We start from the raw sequence: 13,739 nt of genomic DNA, 5'->3' as shown, positions 1-13,739 counted from the left end.
TTCCTTTAGCGTGCCGCATGCGGCGGCACGGTGATCTTGCCGCGTCCACCCAGTTGGGTTTGCAGCGTTGCATTGTTGGCGGTCATGCCCACGCCCGTGGCCACCGTCTTGCCCAGGTGCAGTTCGACCGGTGCGACGGTTTCCATCCGTTGTTCGTCCGGGAACACGGTGAGCGTGGACGTGGTCAGGCTCATGGCCTGGCTCTTGCCACTGGCCGGGCGCACCACGCTGACGTTGCCGTCGAGCTTGACGCGCGAGTTGTCCTGATCGACGCGGGCGGTGTCGCCGCGCACCGTCATCGGCGGATGCTCGGCCGACAAGGTGTTGATATAGGGCTTGATGATGTCGGACGCCTCTTCCGCCGGCAGGTGGGTGAGCTTGTCGCCGGAAATGATATAAGCCGGCTTGCCGTCCTTGGTCATGCGCACCACGCTGAACCGGTCGATGATGTAATCGGGCTCGTTGCGGAACTTGTCCTGCGCCGTATCCTGGTTCGATTCGTTAATCAACTGCACCATCCAGCCGGTACCGACGGCCACGAATACGCCGATCACGACCATCCAGGTGAGCGACCAGCGGTGGGCGGTTCTTTTACGTACGTTAGGCATCAGATCACCTTGGCGCGTGTGAGGTCGTGGATGTGCAGCGCACCGACCAGCTTGCCATCGGCATCGGCCACCAGCACCTGGTTGATGCGGAACTGTTCCATGATTGCGACCGCATCGACCGCCAGCTGTTCCGGCGCGATGCTGCGCGGGTTGGCGTGCATGACGTCGCGGATCAGGACCTGGGTGAAGTCCTGCACCTTGTCGATCATGCGGCGCAGGTCGCCGTCGGTAAACACGCCGATCGGCTGGTCGTCGGCATCGACCACGGCAGTCATGCCCATGCCCTTTTTGGTCATTTCCAGCAGCGCGTCGGTGAGCTTGACGTCGGCGCGCACCTTCGGTACATCGGCGCCGCTGCGCATGACGTCGCGCACGTGCGTCAGCAGGCGCCGACCCAGCGCGCCGCCCGGGTGCGACCGGGCGAAATCTTCTTCCCTGAAACCGCGCAGATCGAGCAAGGCCACTGCCAGCGCGTCGCCCAGCGCCAGCGTGACGGTGGTGGACGTGGTGGGCGCCAGGTTCATCGGGCACGCCTCCTTGGCCACCGCAACATTGAGGTGGACATCGGCGATGCTGGCCAGGCTGGAGCCCGGCTTGCCGGTAATGGCAATGACCTTGCTGCCCATGCGCTTGACCACCGGCAGGATGGTCATCAGCTCGGTACTTTCACCCGAGTACGAAATGGCAATGAAAGCGTCGTCAGCGGTGACCATGCCGAGGTCGCCGTGCGCAGCCTCGGCCGGGTGCACGAACATGGCGGGGGTGCCAGTGGAGGCGAACGTGGCCGCCATCTTGCGGGCGATGTGACCGGACTTGCCGATACCGGATACCACCACCCTACCCTTGCAATTAAACAACAGTTCAATCGCTTTGACGACGGTATCGTCGTCACCCAGGCGCAGCTCCAGCGCAGTAATGGCGGCGGCCTCGTTTTGCAACGTTTCACGGGCGAGCCGCAGCGCATGCGCCGCCATTTTTGCGTCAAAAGCTTTCAGCATTGTTTTTTCATGGGTTACACTCATACCCAAGTATAGCCGAATTAAGAAAGCAAAAAACTTGCCAGTCGAAACAATGCGCCTGTGTGGTGCGCAACCACTGAATAAAAAACTGACGGCTACGGCAACATGACGTTTTCCCCGCTCGAACTGACCCTGGTCTTGTTAGGCAGCGCCGTGCTGGGCGTGGTGGCCTTCCGCATGATGCATCTGCCGCCCATGCTCGGCTACCTGGCCGTCGGCATCCTGATCGGCCCCCACGCGCTCGGCTGGGCCATGGAGAGCGAAGCTACCCACGGCCTGGCCGAGTTCGGCGTGGTATTCCTGATGTTCTCGATCGGGCTCGAATTCTCGCTGCCCAAGCTGCTGGCGATGCGCGGCATCGTGTTCGGCCTCGGGCTGGCGCAGGTGGCGTTTACCATCATCGCCACCCTGCTGTTCGGCTGGCTCATCGCCAGCCAGCTACCCGCCCATTTACAGATCAGCTGGCAAGGCGCGTTTGCGCTCGGTGGCGCGCTGGCCATGTCGTCCACCGCCATCGTGGTCAAGATGCTGACCGAGCGGCTCGAGCTCGAGAGCGAGCATGGCCGCAAGATCATCGGCATCCTGCTGTTCCAGGATCTGGCCGTGGTGCCGCTGCTGATCATGATCCCGTCGCTGGGCCAGCGTCCCGATGCGCTGGCGGAAACCCTGGCCTGGGCGGGCGTAAAGGCCGTGATCGTATTGACCTTGCTGCTGTTCGTCGGCCACCGCCTGATGCGCGGCTGGTTCACCATCGTGGTCAAGCGCCGCTCGCAGGAGCTGTTCATGCTCAACCTGCTCCTGATCACGCTGGGCGCCGCGTGGATTACCGAACAGGCCGGGCTGTCCCTGGCGCTCGGGGCGTTTGTCGCCGGCATGCTGATTTCCGAAACCGAGTACAAGCACCAGGTGGAAGAAGACATCAAGCCGTTCCGCGACGTGCTGCTGGGACTGTTCTTCATCACGGTGGGCATGCTGCTCAACGTGCGCATGGTGATCGACAACTGGTGGCTGGTGCTGATCCTGCTGATCGCGCCGGTACTGGTGAAGTTTGCCCTGATCGCCGCGCTGGCCAAGCTGTTCGGCTCGAGCGATGGCGTGTCGATCCGCACCGGCCTGGCGCTGGCGCAGGCCGGCGAATTCGGCTTCGTGCTGCTCAACCTGGCCAGCGGCAACAAGCTGATCGATCCCTTCATCACCCAGGTGGTGCTGGCGTCGATGGTGCTGTCGATGCTGGTGGCGCCGCTGATCATCGCCAAGTCCGACCAGATCGTCATGAAGCTGGCCAGCAACGACTGGATGATGCAGTCGCTGGCGCTGACCAAGATCGCCAGCCGCACCATGTCCACCAACAAGCACGTGATCCTGGCCGGGTTCGGCCGCAGCGGCCAGAGCCTGGCCACCCTGCTGTCCGAAGAAAAAATCGACTACCACGCGCTCGACCTCGATCCCGAGCGGGTACAGGTGGCGCAGGCGGCCGGCCTGCAAGTGTCGTACGGCGACGCCGCGCGGCGCGAAAGCCTGGTCGCGGCCGGCATCTACCGCGCCAGCGCGGTGGTGATCACCTACGCCAGCACGCCGTCGGCCTTGAAGGTGCTGCACCAGGTACATTTGCTGGCGCCGAATTTGCCGGTACTGGTGCGTTCGCACGACGACACCGACCTCGACGCCCTGAAAGCGGCCGGCGCGGCCGAAGTGGTGCCGGAACTGATGGAAGGCAGCCTGATGCTGGCCTCGCACACCTTGGTGATGCTCGGCGTACCGCTGCGCAAGGTCGTGCACCGCGTGCAGGCCGCGCGCGAGGCCCGTTACGCGTCGCTGCGCGGCTTCTTCCACGGCTTTTCGGATGTCGGCGAAGACGCCGACCTCGACCGCCTGCACCCGGTCACCCTGGCCGACAACACGCCCAGTGTGGGCAAGCAGCTGGGCCAGTGCCTGCTGGCCGACAGCGGCGCCGTGGTTGCCAGCCTGCGTCGCGGCAAGCAGGTCATCGACTTCGGTCCCGACACCGTGCTGGCAGCCGGCGACGTGGTCGTGCTGCGCGGCGCGGCCGACGCCGTGGCGCGCGCCGAGAATTTGCTGCTGCGCTGATCCGGCGCGGCAGTTGGACCAACTTAGCAAGGCAGTCATGTCCGCAGGTTTTACCCAGCAAGAAATCGATACCGTCTATCGCGTCATCCAGGAGCGGCGCGACGTGCGCCACTTCGTCCCCGGCGCGGTGGACGAAGCGGTGATCGCGCGCCTGCTGCACGCGGCGCACCAGGCGCCCAGCGTGGGCTATATGCAGCCGTGGCGCTTCATCCGCATCGCCAGCGCGTCCGTGCGCAGCGCCATCATCGAGCTGGTGGAGGCCGAACGGCTCAACACGGCCGCAGCGCTGGGCGAGCGCGGCGCCGAGTTCATGCGGCTAAAGGTGGAAGGCATCCGCGAGTGCGGCGCGCTGTTTGTCGTCGCCCTGGCCGACGGCCGCGAAGCGCACGTGTTCGGCCGCCGCACGCTGCCCGAAATGGACCTGGCGTCGGTGGCCTGCGCGATCCAGAACATGTGGCTCGCTTCGCGCGCCGAGGGACTGGGCATGGGCTGGGTATCGCTGTTCGACCCGGAACAACTGGCGCAACTGCTGGCGATGCCCGACGGCGCGCGGCCGGTGGCCGTGCTGTGCCTGGGGCACGTGGAACAATTCTATCCACGGCCGATGCTGGAGATGGAGGGGTGGGATACGCGCCGTGAGCTGGCGCAGTTAGTCGCGGTGGATCGCTGGTCCAACACTGCCGGGTAACAAGCTTGTAGAGGACTAGGCCGCCGGTGCGGTGCTGACTACGCGGTTGCGCCCGGCTTCTTTGGCGGCGTACAGGCGCAGGTCGGCGGCGGCAACCCAGGCGCGGGCAATGGCGACCGGGTCGCCTTCGGCGTCGCCCGGGTGCAGTGAGGCCACGCCAATCGACACCGTGACCGACACTTGCAGCTCGGGCGTAAGGGCGATCATGGTGGCAGCCACGCCAGCGCGGATGCGCTCGGCAACGAAGGCGGCGCTGTCGAGCGGCGCATCGATCAGCAGCACCACGAATTCCTCGCCGCCGAAACGCGCCAGCGCATCCGAGGCGCGCAGCTCGTTCTTGATGCGGCTGGCCACCTCGCGCAGCACTTCGTCGCCGCCGCCGTGGCCCACGGTGTCGTTGACGCGCTTGAAGTGATCGACGTCGATGTACATGAACGAGATCGGATACGCCTGGCGCCGGGCGCGGGCGATTTCTTCCAGCAGGCGCCGGTCGATGTAGCGGCGGTTGTAGACGCCGGTGAGCGAATCGGTCAGCCCGATGTACTTGAGCATCTCGTTGCTGATGACGTTTTCCAGGCAGATCGCGACGATCGACGCCATGTGCTCGACGAAATCGGTGCCCAGGCTGGGCGTGAACCGGGTGGGGTCGCGGCTGGCCAGGTTGAGGCTGCCGATGATGCGCTTGTTGCGCAGCAGCGGCACCAGCGCCAGACTTTGCAGTCCCACTGTCGCGTTGGGAAAGGCGGCGCCGTGACGGTGCGCATCGAACATGCCCAGCAGCGGCTTGGGCGGCGGCGAGGTCGCGGTGCGCTCGGACAAGTCGAAACCGAGCGCGTCAAGCTGCTCCACGAAAATCAGGTCGGGAAAATCTTCGAACACCACGTCGAGCTTGAGCATGACGGTGCGGATATCTTCCCCCTCGTCCAGCAGCGTGAGGGTAACCGCGTCGAGCTCGGAAATGACCGGCAACACGCTGAGGATGGTGCCGACCAGGTCGGGGAAGTTGCCGGCGCTGACAATGTCCAGGTCGAACGCCTGGTGGCGCGTCATGATCGAGTGATTGCGTTCAGCCTGCTCCAGCAGATAGGCCATGCGGGCGCGGAGAGCCTGGTTTTCGGCGGCCAGTTTGTTGACCAGTTCAGCGTCGTGCGCTGCGTGGTCCGTATCCGTGCTCGGCGCCAACTTGCCGGTTGCAGTCTGCGTCATAAATAATTCCTTGCTCTTCACCCAATATCTGGTCTTGCATAACCTTACGCCAAGTTATGCCGCTTGGGAATGCCCCACTGGCCGGAAGTGCATTAAAACGCCAGCGCAACCTCGATTTCCTGGCCAACCCGCACGATACGGCCATCACCGACGGTAACGATGGCGTTCATACCGAAACACAACGCACCATCGAGTTCGGGTTTCGCGCGGTAGCTTTGCAGGATTTCCAGCGGATCGGGACCGAACTCGCCGGTGGCCTGGTCCACCGATGGCATCGGGCAGCGCGGGCACGGCTTGACCGGTTTTAATTCGACCTCGCCGATCTGGAAGGTGTCGGTGTAGTCCTCCTCGAACGCTTCGATGCCGGCGATCACCACGTTCGGCCGAAAGCGGTTCATCGGCAGCGCGGCGCGGCCGGCGCCGCGCAGTTTGTCGTTGAGGTCGTCCAGCGAGCCCTGGCCGATGACCAGGATCGGGAAACCGTCGGAAAACAGCGTGGTGGCGGCAACGTCGCCAGTCCACTTCTGGCTGACCACCCGCACGGCGTCGGCGTGAAACCGTACCAGCCGGCAAGGCACGCCCAGCGCTGCACTGAACCAGGTGGCGGTAGCGTCGTCGCAGTCATAGGCGCGCAAGCTGTCATCCCAGATGTGCACGCGGCGCGTGGGCGCCGACTGCGCATCGGGCCGCGCCAGCGCCAATTCCAGCGCCGGCATGCCGGGGAAGGCCAGCGCCAGCGTGTCAGCGTGCAAGGTGGGGGTGATCAGCGCCATGCGCGGGAAATCACGCTGGGTCATGTAGCCGCCGTTGGCATCGACCACCATCCATTCGCGGTCAAGGACTTTTTCATCGGCAGTGCCCAGGCCGGCCGTGGTCAGCAACGCTTGCGGCAGCGACAGGCCGGCGCAGGATTTGATCGGGTAGAGGATGAGTTCGGACAGGATGCTATCCCGGTAGGGAGGAGGCAGCGGATTGCGATGCCTCGGTAGCGGGGGCAAGGCGCGAGGAAGAAGCATGGCGGGCCATGCGATGACGAGCAACGCTGGCCCCGCTGCCGAGGCGCGCAAGCAGCGCCTCATTCCCTACCGGGATAGGTTCTTAGTATATTGATTTACAACGGGGCGCGTGGCAGCGCCCCCGGGGTATTACTCTTCCGTGGCTGGCGCCTTGGAAGCCTTCGGCGCCCGTGGTGCCTTGGGCGCCCGTGGTTGCTTCGGCGCCTTGGCAGCCGGAGTTGCGTTGCCGGCTGCTGCTTCGGCAGCTGCTTCGGCTGCAATTGCGGCCGGTTGGGCAACCGTTGCTGCGGCGCCAGGCGCGCGGTCGGCGGCCGGCTTGGCTTTCGGCTTGGCCTTTGGCTTTGCCGGACGGGCCGGCTTGGCGTTGGCGTTGGCGCTGGTATCGCTGGCACCGTTGGTAGCAGCTGTCTCGGTAGCCGGCGCAACTGGCGTAACGACCTTGGTGGCGACCGGTGCAAATTCCTGCACCGCTGGCGTGACCACCGGGGCGGCAACCGGCGCGGCTTTCTGCACAGCTGGCGCGACCACCGGGGCAGCGGCCGGCGCGGATGCGACCGCCGCGGATGCGACCGCCGCGGCATCCTGCGCCGCTGGCACGCTCGTTACTGCCTGATCGACCTGCGCTGCCGGTGCCTTGGCCGCAGCTTTTACCTTGCGTGCCGGTGGTTTGGCGCCGCTTTTCTTTTTGGCTGGGGCCTGTGGCTGAACCTGGCCTGGGCCTTCGCCGCTAACGACGGGCGCATCCTGCACCACTGGCAACGCCACTGCTGCTTCCAGCACGACCGGCGCGGCGGCTTGCACTTCCACCTCGGCGGCCTGGTGACGCGGCTGGCCGGGCTGGTTGCGTTGGCCACCGCCATTGCGGTCATTGCGGTCGCCTCGTTCATTGCGATTGTTGCGATCGCGGCCGCCACGGTTGCGATTGCGGTTGCCATCGCGGTCGTTATTGGCTGCCGGTGTAGCAGCGGTGCCGGCATTGGCAGCCGCTTGCGCAGCGTCGGCCAGCTCTGCCAGTGGATCGGCAGGCACGACGGCGTCGGTTTCCGGCGTGGTGTCGATGGCAATCGCGCCCGGGTTGTCGTCAGCCTGGCCGGGACGGGCCTGGCCCTGGCGGCCATGGCGCTCGGCCTGGCGTTCGGCAAAGCGTTCGGCGGCCGTGCGGCCACGGTTGCGGCTGCGGCGCGATTCGTTGCCCTGCTCCGGCGCGTCGTTGCCGCCGTTCTCGTTCTGGCCGTTGTGGCTGTTCTCGCCGGACTGGCCTTCCGCACGCGCCTGGGCCGAGCTGTTTTGCGCGCCGCTGCTGCGATAGACGTAGGCGCCCGACTTTTCGTCGCGGCCGAATTCCAGCAGGCCGCGCGCCTTGCATTCCTCGATCAGGTTGCCGAAGGTGCGGAAGCCGTAGTACGACTCGCTGAAGTCCGGCTTGCGGCGCTTGATCGCTTCCTTCAGTACCGAGGCCCAGATCTTGCCGCTGTCACCACGCTCGAGCACCAGGGCTTCGAAGGTGTTGACGGCGATTTCCACGGCCTGGTCGCGGCGTTTTTCCATTTCGTCGCGGCGGGCGTTTTCTTCTTCGGGCGAGCGCTTGACGGCCGGCTTGGCCTCGCCTGCATCGCGGCGGGCACGGCGGCTCTCGCGCACCAGGTCGTCATAGAAAATGAATTCGTCGCAGTTAGCCACCAGCAGGTCGGATGTCGATTGCTTGACGCCCACGCCGATCACCTTCTTGGCGTTCTCGCGCAGCTTGGACACCAGCGGCGAAAAGTCGGAGTCGCCCGAGATGATCACAAAAGTATCCACGTGCGACTTGGTGTAGCACAGGTCGAGCGCATCGACCACCATGCGGATGTCGGCCGAGTTTTTGCCCGACTGGCGCACGTGCGGGATTTCGATCAGCTCGAAGTTGGCCTCGTGCATGGGCGCCTTGAAGCCCTTGTAGCGATCCCAGTCGCAATACGCTTTCTTGACCACGATGCTGCCCTTGAGCAGCAGACGTTCCAGCACCGGCTTGATGTCGAACTTGTCGTAGTTGGCGTCGCGTACACCGAGCGCGACGTTTTCAAAATCGCAGAACAGCGCCATGCTGACGTTATCGTTGGAAGATGCCATGAGGAATATTTTCTAGTGAAGAGTGATGCGGGGGAACAAACGCGTGGTCCGGCGGTCGGCTAATCCGACGATTATACCCAACAACGCCGTGCCCTCCATGTACTGATCCATGCCCTGCTCTATAATGAGCGCTCTTCCCAATCACCGAGGTACTCGTCCGATGCGCCATTGATGCCGCCGTCTTCTTGACGGCCAGTCTCCATTGCTCCCCTTTCCACCGGGAGTTCCTGGCATCTATTGGAGTGACGTATGACGCAACCTTCGACCCCGCACATCACGCTCGATGGCGTGACGTACAGCCTGCCCGACGGCAGCCTGGTGTTTTCCGATCTGCATCAACAATTCGACCAGCGCCCCACCGGCCTGGTCGGGCGCAACGGCGCCGGCAAGACCGTGCTCGCGCGCATCCTGGCCGGCCAGCTGGCGCCCTCTTCCGGGCGCTGCGTGCGCCACGGTTCCGTGTATTACCTGGCCCAGCAGGTGGCGCCCGCGCCCGGCGCCATCATCGCCGACCTGGCTGGCATGCGCAACGAACTCGACGCTCTGGCCCGCATCGAGGCCGGCAGCGTGGCGGTGCAAGATTTCGACCTGGTAGGCGACCGCTGGGATTTGCCGCAATTGCTGCAACAGGAACTCGACCGCAGCGACCTGGGTCGCCACGACGCCCACACCCCGGCAAGCGCTCTGAGCGGCGGTGAAGCGATGCGCGTGGCCCTGGCCGGCGCCATGATTTCCGGCGCCGATTTCCTGATCCTCGACGAACCGAGCAACCATCTCGACCGTCACCATCGGCAAGCGCTGATCGCCCAATTGCAGCGCTGGCCGCACGGCCTGCTGGTGGTCAGCCACGACCGCCAGTTGCTCGATACCATGGCGCGCATCGTCGAGCTGTCGCCGCAGGGCTTGCGCAGCTATGGCGGCAACTACAGTTTTTATGCTGCCGCCCGCGCGCAGGAGCACCAAAGCGCACTCGACCTGCTCGATCAACGCAAGCTCGAACGCCAGCGCGAGGAACAAGCGATGCGCACCCAGCGCGAACGCCAGGACCAGCGCCAGGCCAGGGGCGCGCGCCAGGGCAAGGAAGCCAACCAGGCCAGGATCCTGCTGGGCCGGCAGAAGGAACGCAGCGAAAGCTCGGCCGGTAAATTGCGCCAACAACAGGATGCCGCGCGTGAACATCTATCGGAACGGGTGCGCGCTGCTGCGCAGCAGGTGCGGGACGAGGCGGAGATCGTGCTGCACGCGCTGCCCGCAGTGCGTGGGACGCGACGGCGCGTGGTGCAGCTCGACGCGGTGGCGCTGCCATTCGTGCCGATGGCCACGCGCCATATCACGCTCGGCTTGAGCGCCGGGCAGCGCGTGGGCGTGATCGGCCCCAACGGCTGCGGCAAGTCAACCCTGCTGCAAGTGATGGCCGGCCGCATCGCGCCGCTGGCAGGAAGTTGCCAGGTGGCCGATACGTGCGTGTACCTCGATCAGCGCCTGGCCGATCTGGATCCGGCGCGCACCGTGCTCGAACACCTGATGGCAGCCAACCGCGTTGTAGCGGAAGGCACCTTGCGCACCTGGCTGGCACAGCTGGGGCTCGGTGCGCAAAATATCATCGCTCCCAGCGGCATGCTCAGCGGCGGCGAACGCTTGAAGGCGGCGCTCGCCTGCGTGCTGTACGCCGATCCCCCGGCGCAACTGCTGCTGCTCGACGAACCCGGCAACCACCTCGACCTGCCGTCGCTGCAGGCGCTGGAAACCATGCTGCGCAGCTACCGGGGCGCGCTGGTGGTGGTGTCGCACGACGATGCTTTCCTGGACAACCTGGCGCTGACCGACCGGCTATCGGCTGACGAAAACGGTTGGCGGCTCGATCCATGGTGAGCGCTTGACTTGGAGTGCGCTCGAAGTATTAGCCTGTGCTTGAGAACTTTCTCATCGACCAACCAGGAGCATACCAATGGCACTCATGACCACGCTGTTTCCGAAAACCCTGCTGCTGGCCGGCATCGTCTCCACGACTGCTGCCAGCGCCCAGGAGCAACGCGATGAACGCCGCACGCGGGGCGAAAACACCATCGCCGCCATCACCGGCAGCGCAGGGACGACAGTGGTGGACTCGTTGCGCGACCTGTCGCCCGAGCTGGGTCACTGGATCGTCGATTTTGCCTATGGCGACGTGTTCTCGCGCCCTGCCCTGTCGCTGCGCACGCGCGAACTTGCCACCATTTCCGCCCTGACCGCGCTGGGCAATGCGCAGCCGCAATTGAAGGTCCATATCGAAGGCGCACTCAACGTCGGCTGCACGCCGGAAGAGATCATCGAAGTCATCATCCAGATGGCCGTGTATGCAGGATTCCCCAGTGCCCTGAATGGCATCAGCGCCGCACGCGAAGTATTCGACAGGCGCGGGGTTAAAATCACTGCAACAAAATGACATCCACCAGGAGCGGCCCATGGCATCCCACCTCAGCATCGACGAAGTCGCCAGGCGCACCGGGCTGACCGCCCACACGCTGCGCTATTACGAACGCATCGGACTGATCGCTCCGGTGGGCCGCGCCGAGGGGGGCCAGCGGCGCTATGCGGCGGCAGACCTGGCATGGATCGACTTCCTGCTGCGCCTGCGCACCACGCGCATGCCGATCAGCCGCATGAGAGCGTTCGCCACCCTGCGCGCAGCAGGCGACAACACGGTGCCGGACCGGCGGCGGATGCTGGAAACGCACCTGCAGGACGTGCTGGCGGAAATGGACGCGATGCGCCTGTCGGTGCAGGCGTTGGAGGAGAAGATCGGGTATTACCGGGCAGTGGAGCGTTCGAAATAGCAATGACAGATACAAAAAAGCCCCGCGTCAGCAGGGCTCCTCGGTTCCGTTCGATCAGACGTTGAACAGGAAGTTCAACACATCGCCATCCTTGACCACGTATTCCTTGCCCTCGGCGCGCATCTTGCCTGCTTCCTTGGCGCCGGCTTCACCCTTGTACTGGATGTAGTCGTCGTAGGCGATGGTTTGCGCGCGGATGAAGCCGCGTTCGAAGTCGGTGTGGATCACGCCGGCCGCTTGCGGGGCGGTGTCGCCCACGCGGATGGTCCAGGCGCGCACTTCCTTCACACCGGCGGTGAAGTAGGTTTGCAGGCCCAGCAGGTTGTAGGCGGCGCGGATCAGGCGGTCGAGGCCCGGCTCTTGCATGCCCATGTCGGCCAGGAATTCGGTCTTGTCGGCGTCGTCGAGGTCGGCGATTTCCGCTTCGATCGAGGCGCAGATGGCGACGATCGGGGCGTTCTGGGTTTTCGCGTAGGCGGTCAGCTGGTCGAGCAGCGGGTTGTTGGTGAAGCCGCTGTCGGACACGTTGGCCACGTACATGGCCGGCTTGGCGGTGATCAGGCACAGCGGCTTGATCAGGGCCATTTCGTCCGCATCGAGGCCCATGGCGCGCACCGGCTTGGCTTCGTTCAGGTGCGGCACGATGCGCTCCATGATGGCCAGCAGCTTGGCGGCGTCCTTGTCGCCCGAACGCGATTTCTTGTTTTCGCGGTGGATGGCTTTTTCCACGGTGCCCAGGTCGGCCAGCGCCAGCTCGGTCTGGATGACTTCGATATCGTCGAGCGGGCTGACCTTGCCGGAAACGTGGATCACGTTGTCGTCCTCGAAGCAGCGCACCACGTTGACGATGGCGTCGGTTTCGCGGATGTGCGACAGGAACTGGTTGCCCAGTCCCTCGCCCTGCGAGGCACCGGCAACCAGGCCGGCGATGTCGACGAATTCGACGATGGCGTTGACCATGCGTTCCGGCTTGACGATCTCGGCCAGCGCAGCCATGCGCGGATCGGGAACTTCCACCACGCCGACGTTCGGCTCGATGGTGCAGAACGGGTAGTTTTCGGCCGGGATGCCCGCTTTGGTCAGGGCGTTGAACAGGGTGGACTTGCCGACGTTAGGCAGGCCGACGATGCCGCATTGGAGACTCATGGAAAACCTTTAATAATCATAGCGCCGGCAAGCGGCTGGTGAAAAACGACCTGAATGGCGTTTTTTAAGTTCAAGGGGTCTATTGTACCTCCCCCGCCTCCGAGGTTCAAAAAAACCGCGCCCGGCGCACGGTCGAACTCGTGCTTTTTGGGAACAATTGCTTACATTTGATACGAAATCCGGGTCATACCAATGGCGCCGGTGCGCGTTAGTTGTGTGTACAGTGTCTATGTCAGGCAATCACTCAGGAAAGGTCTTACCATGAATAACAATACCAACAAATCCTCGCTGCACCCAATGGTTCTCGCCGCCGCCGGCGCAGTCGTCCTGGTCAGCGGTGTCGGCGTGGCCGCCATGATGGGCTGGCTGCCCTCCTCCAACAGCCAGACCCCCGAGGTGCCGCTGGCCGCCAATGTTCCCCCTGTCATCGAGCAACAGGCAGCCTCGACGCCGCCCGTACCGGCCCCGATCGCGGCGCCGGTAGTGGCGCCAGCGCGTGAAACCGTGCGCGAACCGGTCCGTGAACCAGTGCGCCAGGCCCAGCGCGAACCCGTGCGCGAAAAACCACCGGTAGTCAAGCATACCCCTGCTCCCGAGAAAGCCGCTCCGGCCGTCTGCAACAGCTGCGGCGTGATCGAATCGATCACCTCGGTGGACCAGCGCGCCGAAGGCAGCGGCGTGGGCGCGGTCGGCGGCGCCCTGCTGGGCGGCTTGCTGGGCAACCAGGTGGGCGACGGCAACGGCCGCAAGCTCGCGACCGTGGCTGGCGCCATCGGTGGCGCGGTGGCCGGCAACCAGGTCGAAGGCCGGGTGAAAGGCACCCGTACCTATACCATCGCGGTACGCCTCGAGAACGGCAAGACGCAGAACATCATCCAGACCGAGCAACCGAATTGGCGTGAAGGCGACCGCGTACGCATCGTCAACGGCAATCTGCGCGCTGACGGCTAAGCGACCAGGACGTTTTGTCGCAGCAAACAATACTTTGATTCTTTCCGCATGGACAGTCTTGCATTTGTGATATTTTGCAAGGCTATCCTGCG

The 13,739-nt window shown here is 64.5% G+C and carries 12 protein-coding genes; 6 read left to right on the top strand and 6 right to left on the bottom strand.

Going from position 1 to position 13,739, the window contains the following annotated elements:
- Window positions 1–5 precede the first annotated feature (5 nt).
- Together lptC and ASF04_RS22635 are read right to left on the bottom strand one after the other, a co-directional pair.
- On the bottom strand, window positions 6–608 hold the full coding sequence (gene lptC, locus ASF04_RS22640) for an LPS export ABC transporter periplasmic protein LptC (RefSeq protein ID WP_026637565.1): 603 nt from the start codon (window positions 606–608) through the stop codon (window positions 6–8).
- Window positions 608–1,606 carry an SIS domain-containing protein gene (locus ASF04_RS22635; RefSeq protein WP_082488957.1) on the bottom strand — a complete coding sequence of 333 codons (999 nt, stop codon included), beginning with the start codon at window positions 1,604–1,606 and terminating at the stop codon, window positions 608–610. The genes lptC and ASF04_RS22635 overlap by 1 nt, the downstream gene beginning before the upstream one ends.
- A 126-nt stretch (window positions 1,607–1,732) precedes the next feature.
- Between ASF04_RS22635 and ASF04_RS22630 the strand changes: the two genes are divergently transcribed.
- Complete coding sequence (locus ASF04_RS22630) at window positions 1,733–3,715, top strand: monovalent cation:proton antiporter family protein (protein ID WP_056146858.1); 1,983 nt, start codon at window positions 1,733–1,735, stop codon at window positions 3,713–3,715.
- Window positions 3,716–3,752: 37 nt separating this feature from the next.
- Window positions 3,753–4,403, top strand: coding sequence for a 5,6-dimethylbenzimidazole synthase (gene bluB, locus ASF04_RS22625; protein WP_056146856.1), 651 nt, complete (start codon window positions 3,753–3,755; stop codon window positions 4,401–4,403).
- A 15-nt stretch (window positions 4,404–4,418) separates the two neighbouring features.
- On the opposite strand, the gene ASF04_RS22620 is transcribed toward bluB, so the two are convergent.
- The 3 genes from ASF04_RS22620 to ASF04_RS22610 all read right to left on the bottom strand — a co-directional run bounded on the left by ASF04_RS22620 (window position 4,419) and on the right by ASF04_RS22610 (window position 8,734).
- Window positions 4,419–5,609, bottom strand: coding sequence for a diguanylate cyclase (locus ASF04_RS22620; protein WP_056146854.1), 1,191 nt, complete (start codon window positions 5,607–5,609; stop codon window positions 4,419–4,421).
- A gap of 92 nt (window positions 5,610–5,701) precedes the next feature.
- A complete protein-coding gene (locus ASF04_RS22615; protein WP_229205165.1) occupies window positions 5,702–6,625 on the bottom strand; it encodes an MOSC domain-containing protein in 924 nt (307 codons plus the stop codon).
- Window positions 6,626–6,754: 129 nt separating this feature from the next.
- Window positions 6,755–8,734 (bottom strand): NYN domain-containing protein, encoded by a 1,980-nt coding sequence (locus ASF04_RS22610; protein WP_056146853.1) that lies wholly within the window; start codon window positions 8,732–8,734, stop codon window positions 6,755–6,757.
- Window positions 8,735–8,983: 249 nt separating this feature from the next.
- Between ASF04_RS22610 and ASF04_RS22605 the strand changes: the two genes are divergently transcribed.
- The 3 genes from ASF04_RS22605 (at window position 8,984) to ASF04_RS22595 (ending at window position 11,550) form a co-directional block, all read left to right on the top strand.
- Window positions 8,984–10,606 (top strand): ABC-F family ATP-binding cassette domain-containing protein, encoded by a 1,623-nt coding sequence (locus ASF04_RS22605; protein WP_056146850.1) that lies wholly within the window; start codon window positions 8,984–8,986, stop codon window positions 10,604–10,606.
- A 76-nt stretch (window positions 10,607–10,682) separates the two neighbouring features.
- Complete coding sequence (locus ASF04_RS22600; RefSeq protein WP_229205164.1) at window positions 10,683–11,159, top strand: carboxymuconolactone decarboxylase family protein; 477 nt, start codon at window positions 10,683–10,685, stop codon at window positions 11,157–11,159.
- 19 nt (window positions 11,160–11,178) lie between these two features.
- A complete protein-coding gene (locus ASF04_RS22595) occupies window positions 11,179–11,550 on the top strand; it encodes a MerR family transcriptional regulator (RefSeq protein WP_056146848.1) in 372 nt (123 codons plus the stop codon).
- A 54-nt stretch (window positions 11,551–11,604) separates the two neighbouring features.
- Here ASF04_RS22595 and ychF read toward each other — a convergent pair whose 3' ends face one another.
- Entirely contained in the window at window positions 11,605–12,696 is a 1,092-nt protein-coding gene (gene ychF, locus ASF04_RS22590) for a redox-regulated ATPase YchF (protein WP_056146846.1), read from the bottom strand.
- 261 nt (window positions 12,697–12,957) lie between these two features.
- Between ychF and ASF04_RS22585 the strand changes: the two genes are divergently transcribed.
- Window positions 12,958–13,647: a glycine zipper 2TM domain-containing protein gene (locus ASF04_RS22585; RefSeq protein ID WP_056146844.1), complete on the top strand. Its 690-nt coding sequence runs from the start codon at window positions 12,958–12,960 to the stop codon at window positions 13,645–13,647.
- The last annotated feature ends 92 nt before the right edge of the window (window positions 13,648–13,739 follow it).

Source organism: Duganella sp. Leaf61, assembly GCF_001421905.1.
Taxonomy (GTDB): Bacteria; Pseudomonadota; Gammaproteobacteria; order Burkholderiales; family Burkholderiaceae_D; genus Rugamonas; species Rugamonas zoogloeoides.
This window is presented reverse-complemented; position numbering and strand designations above follow the sequence as displayed.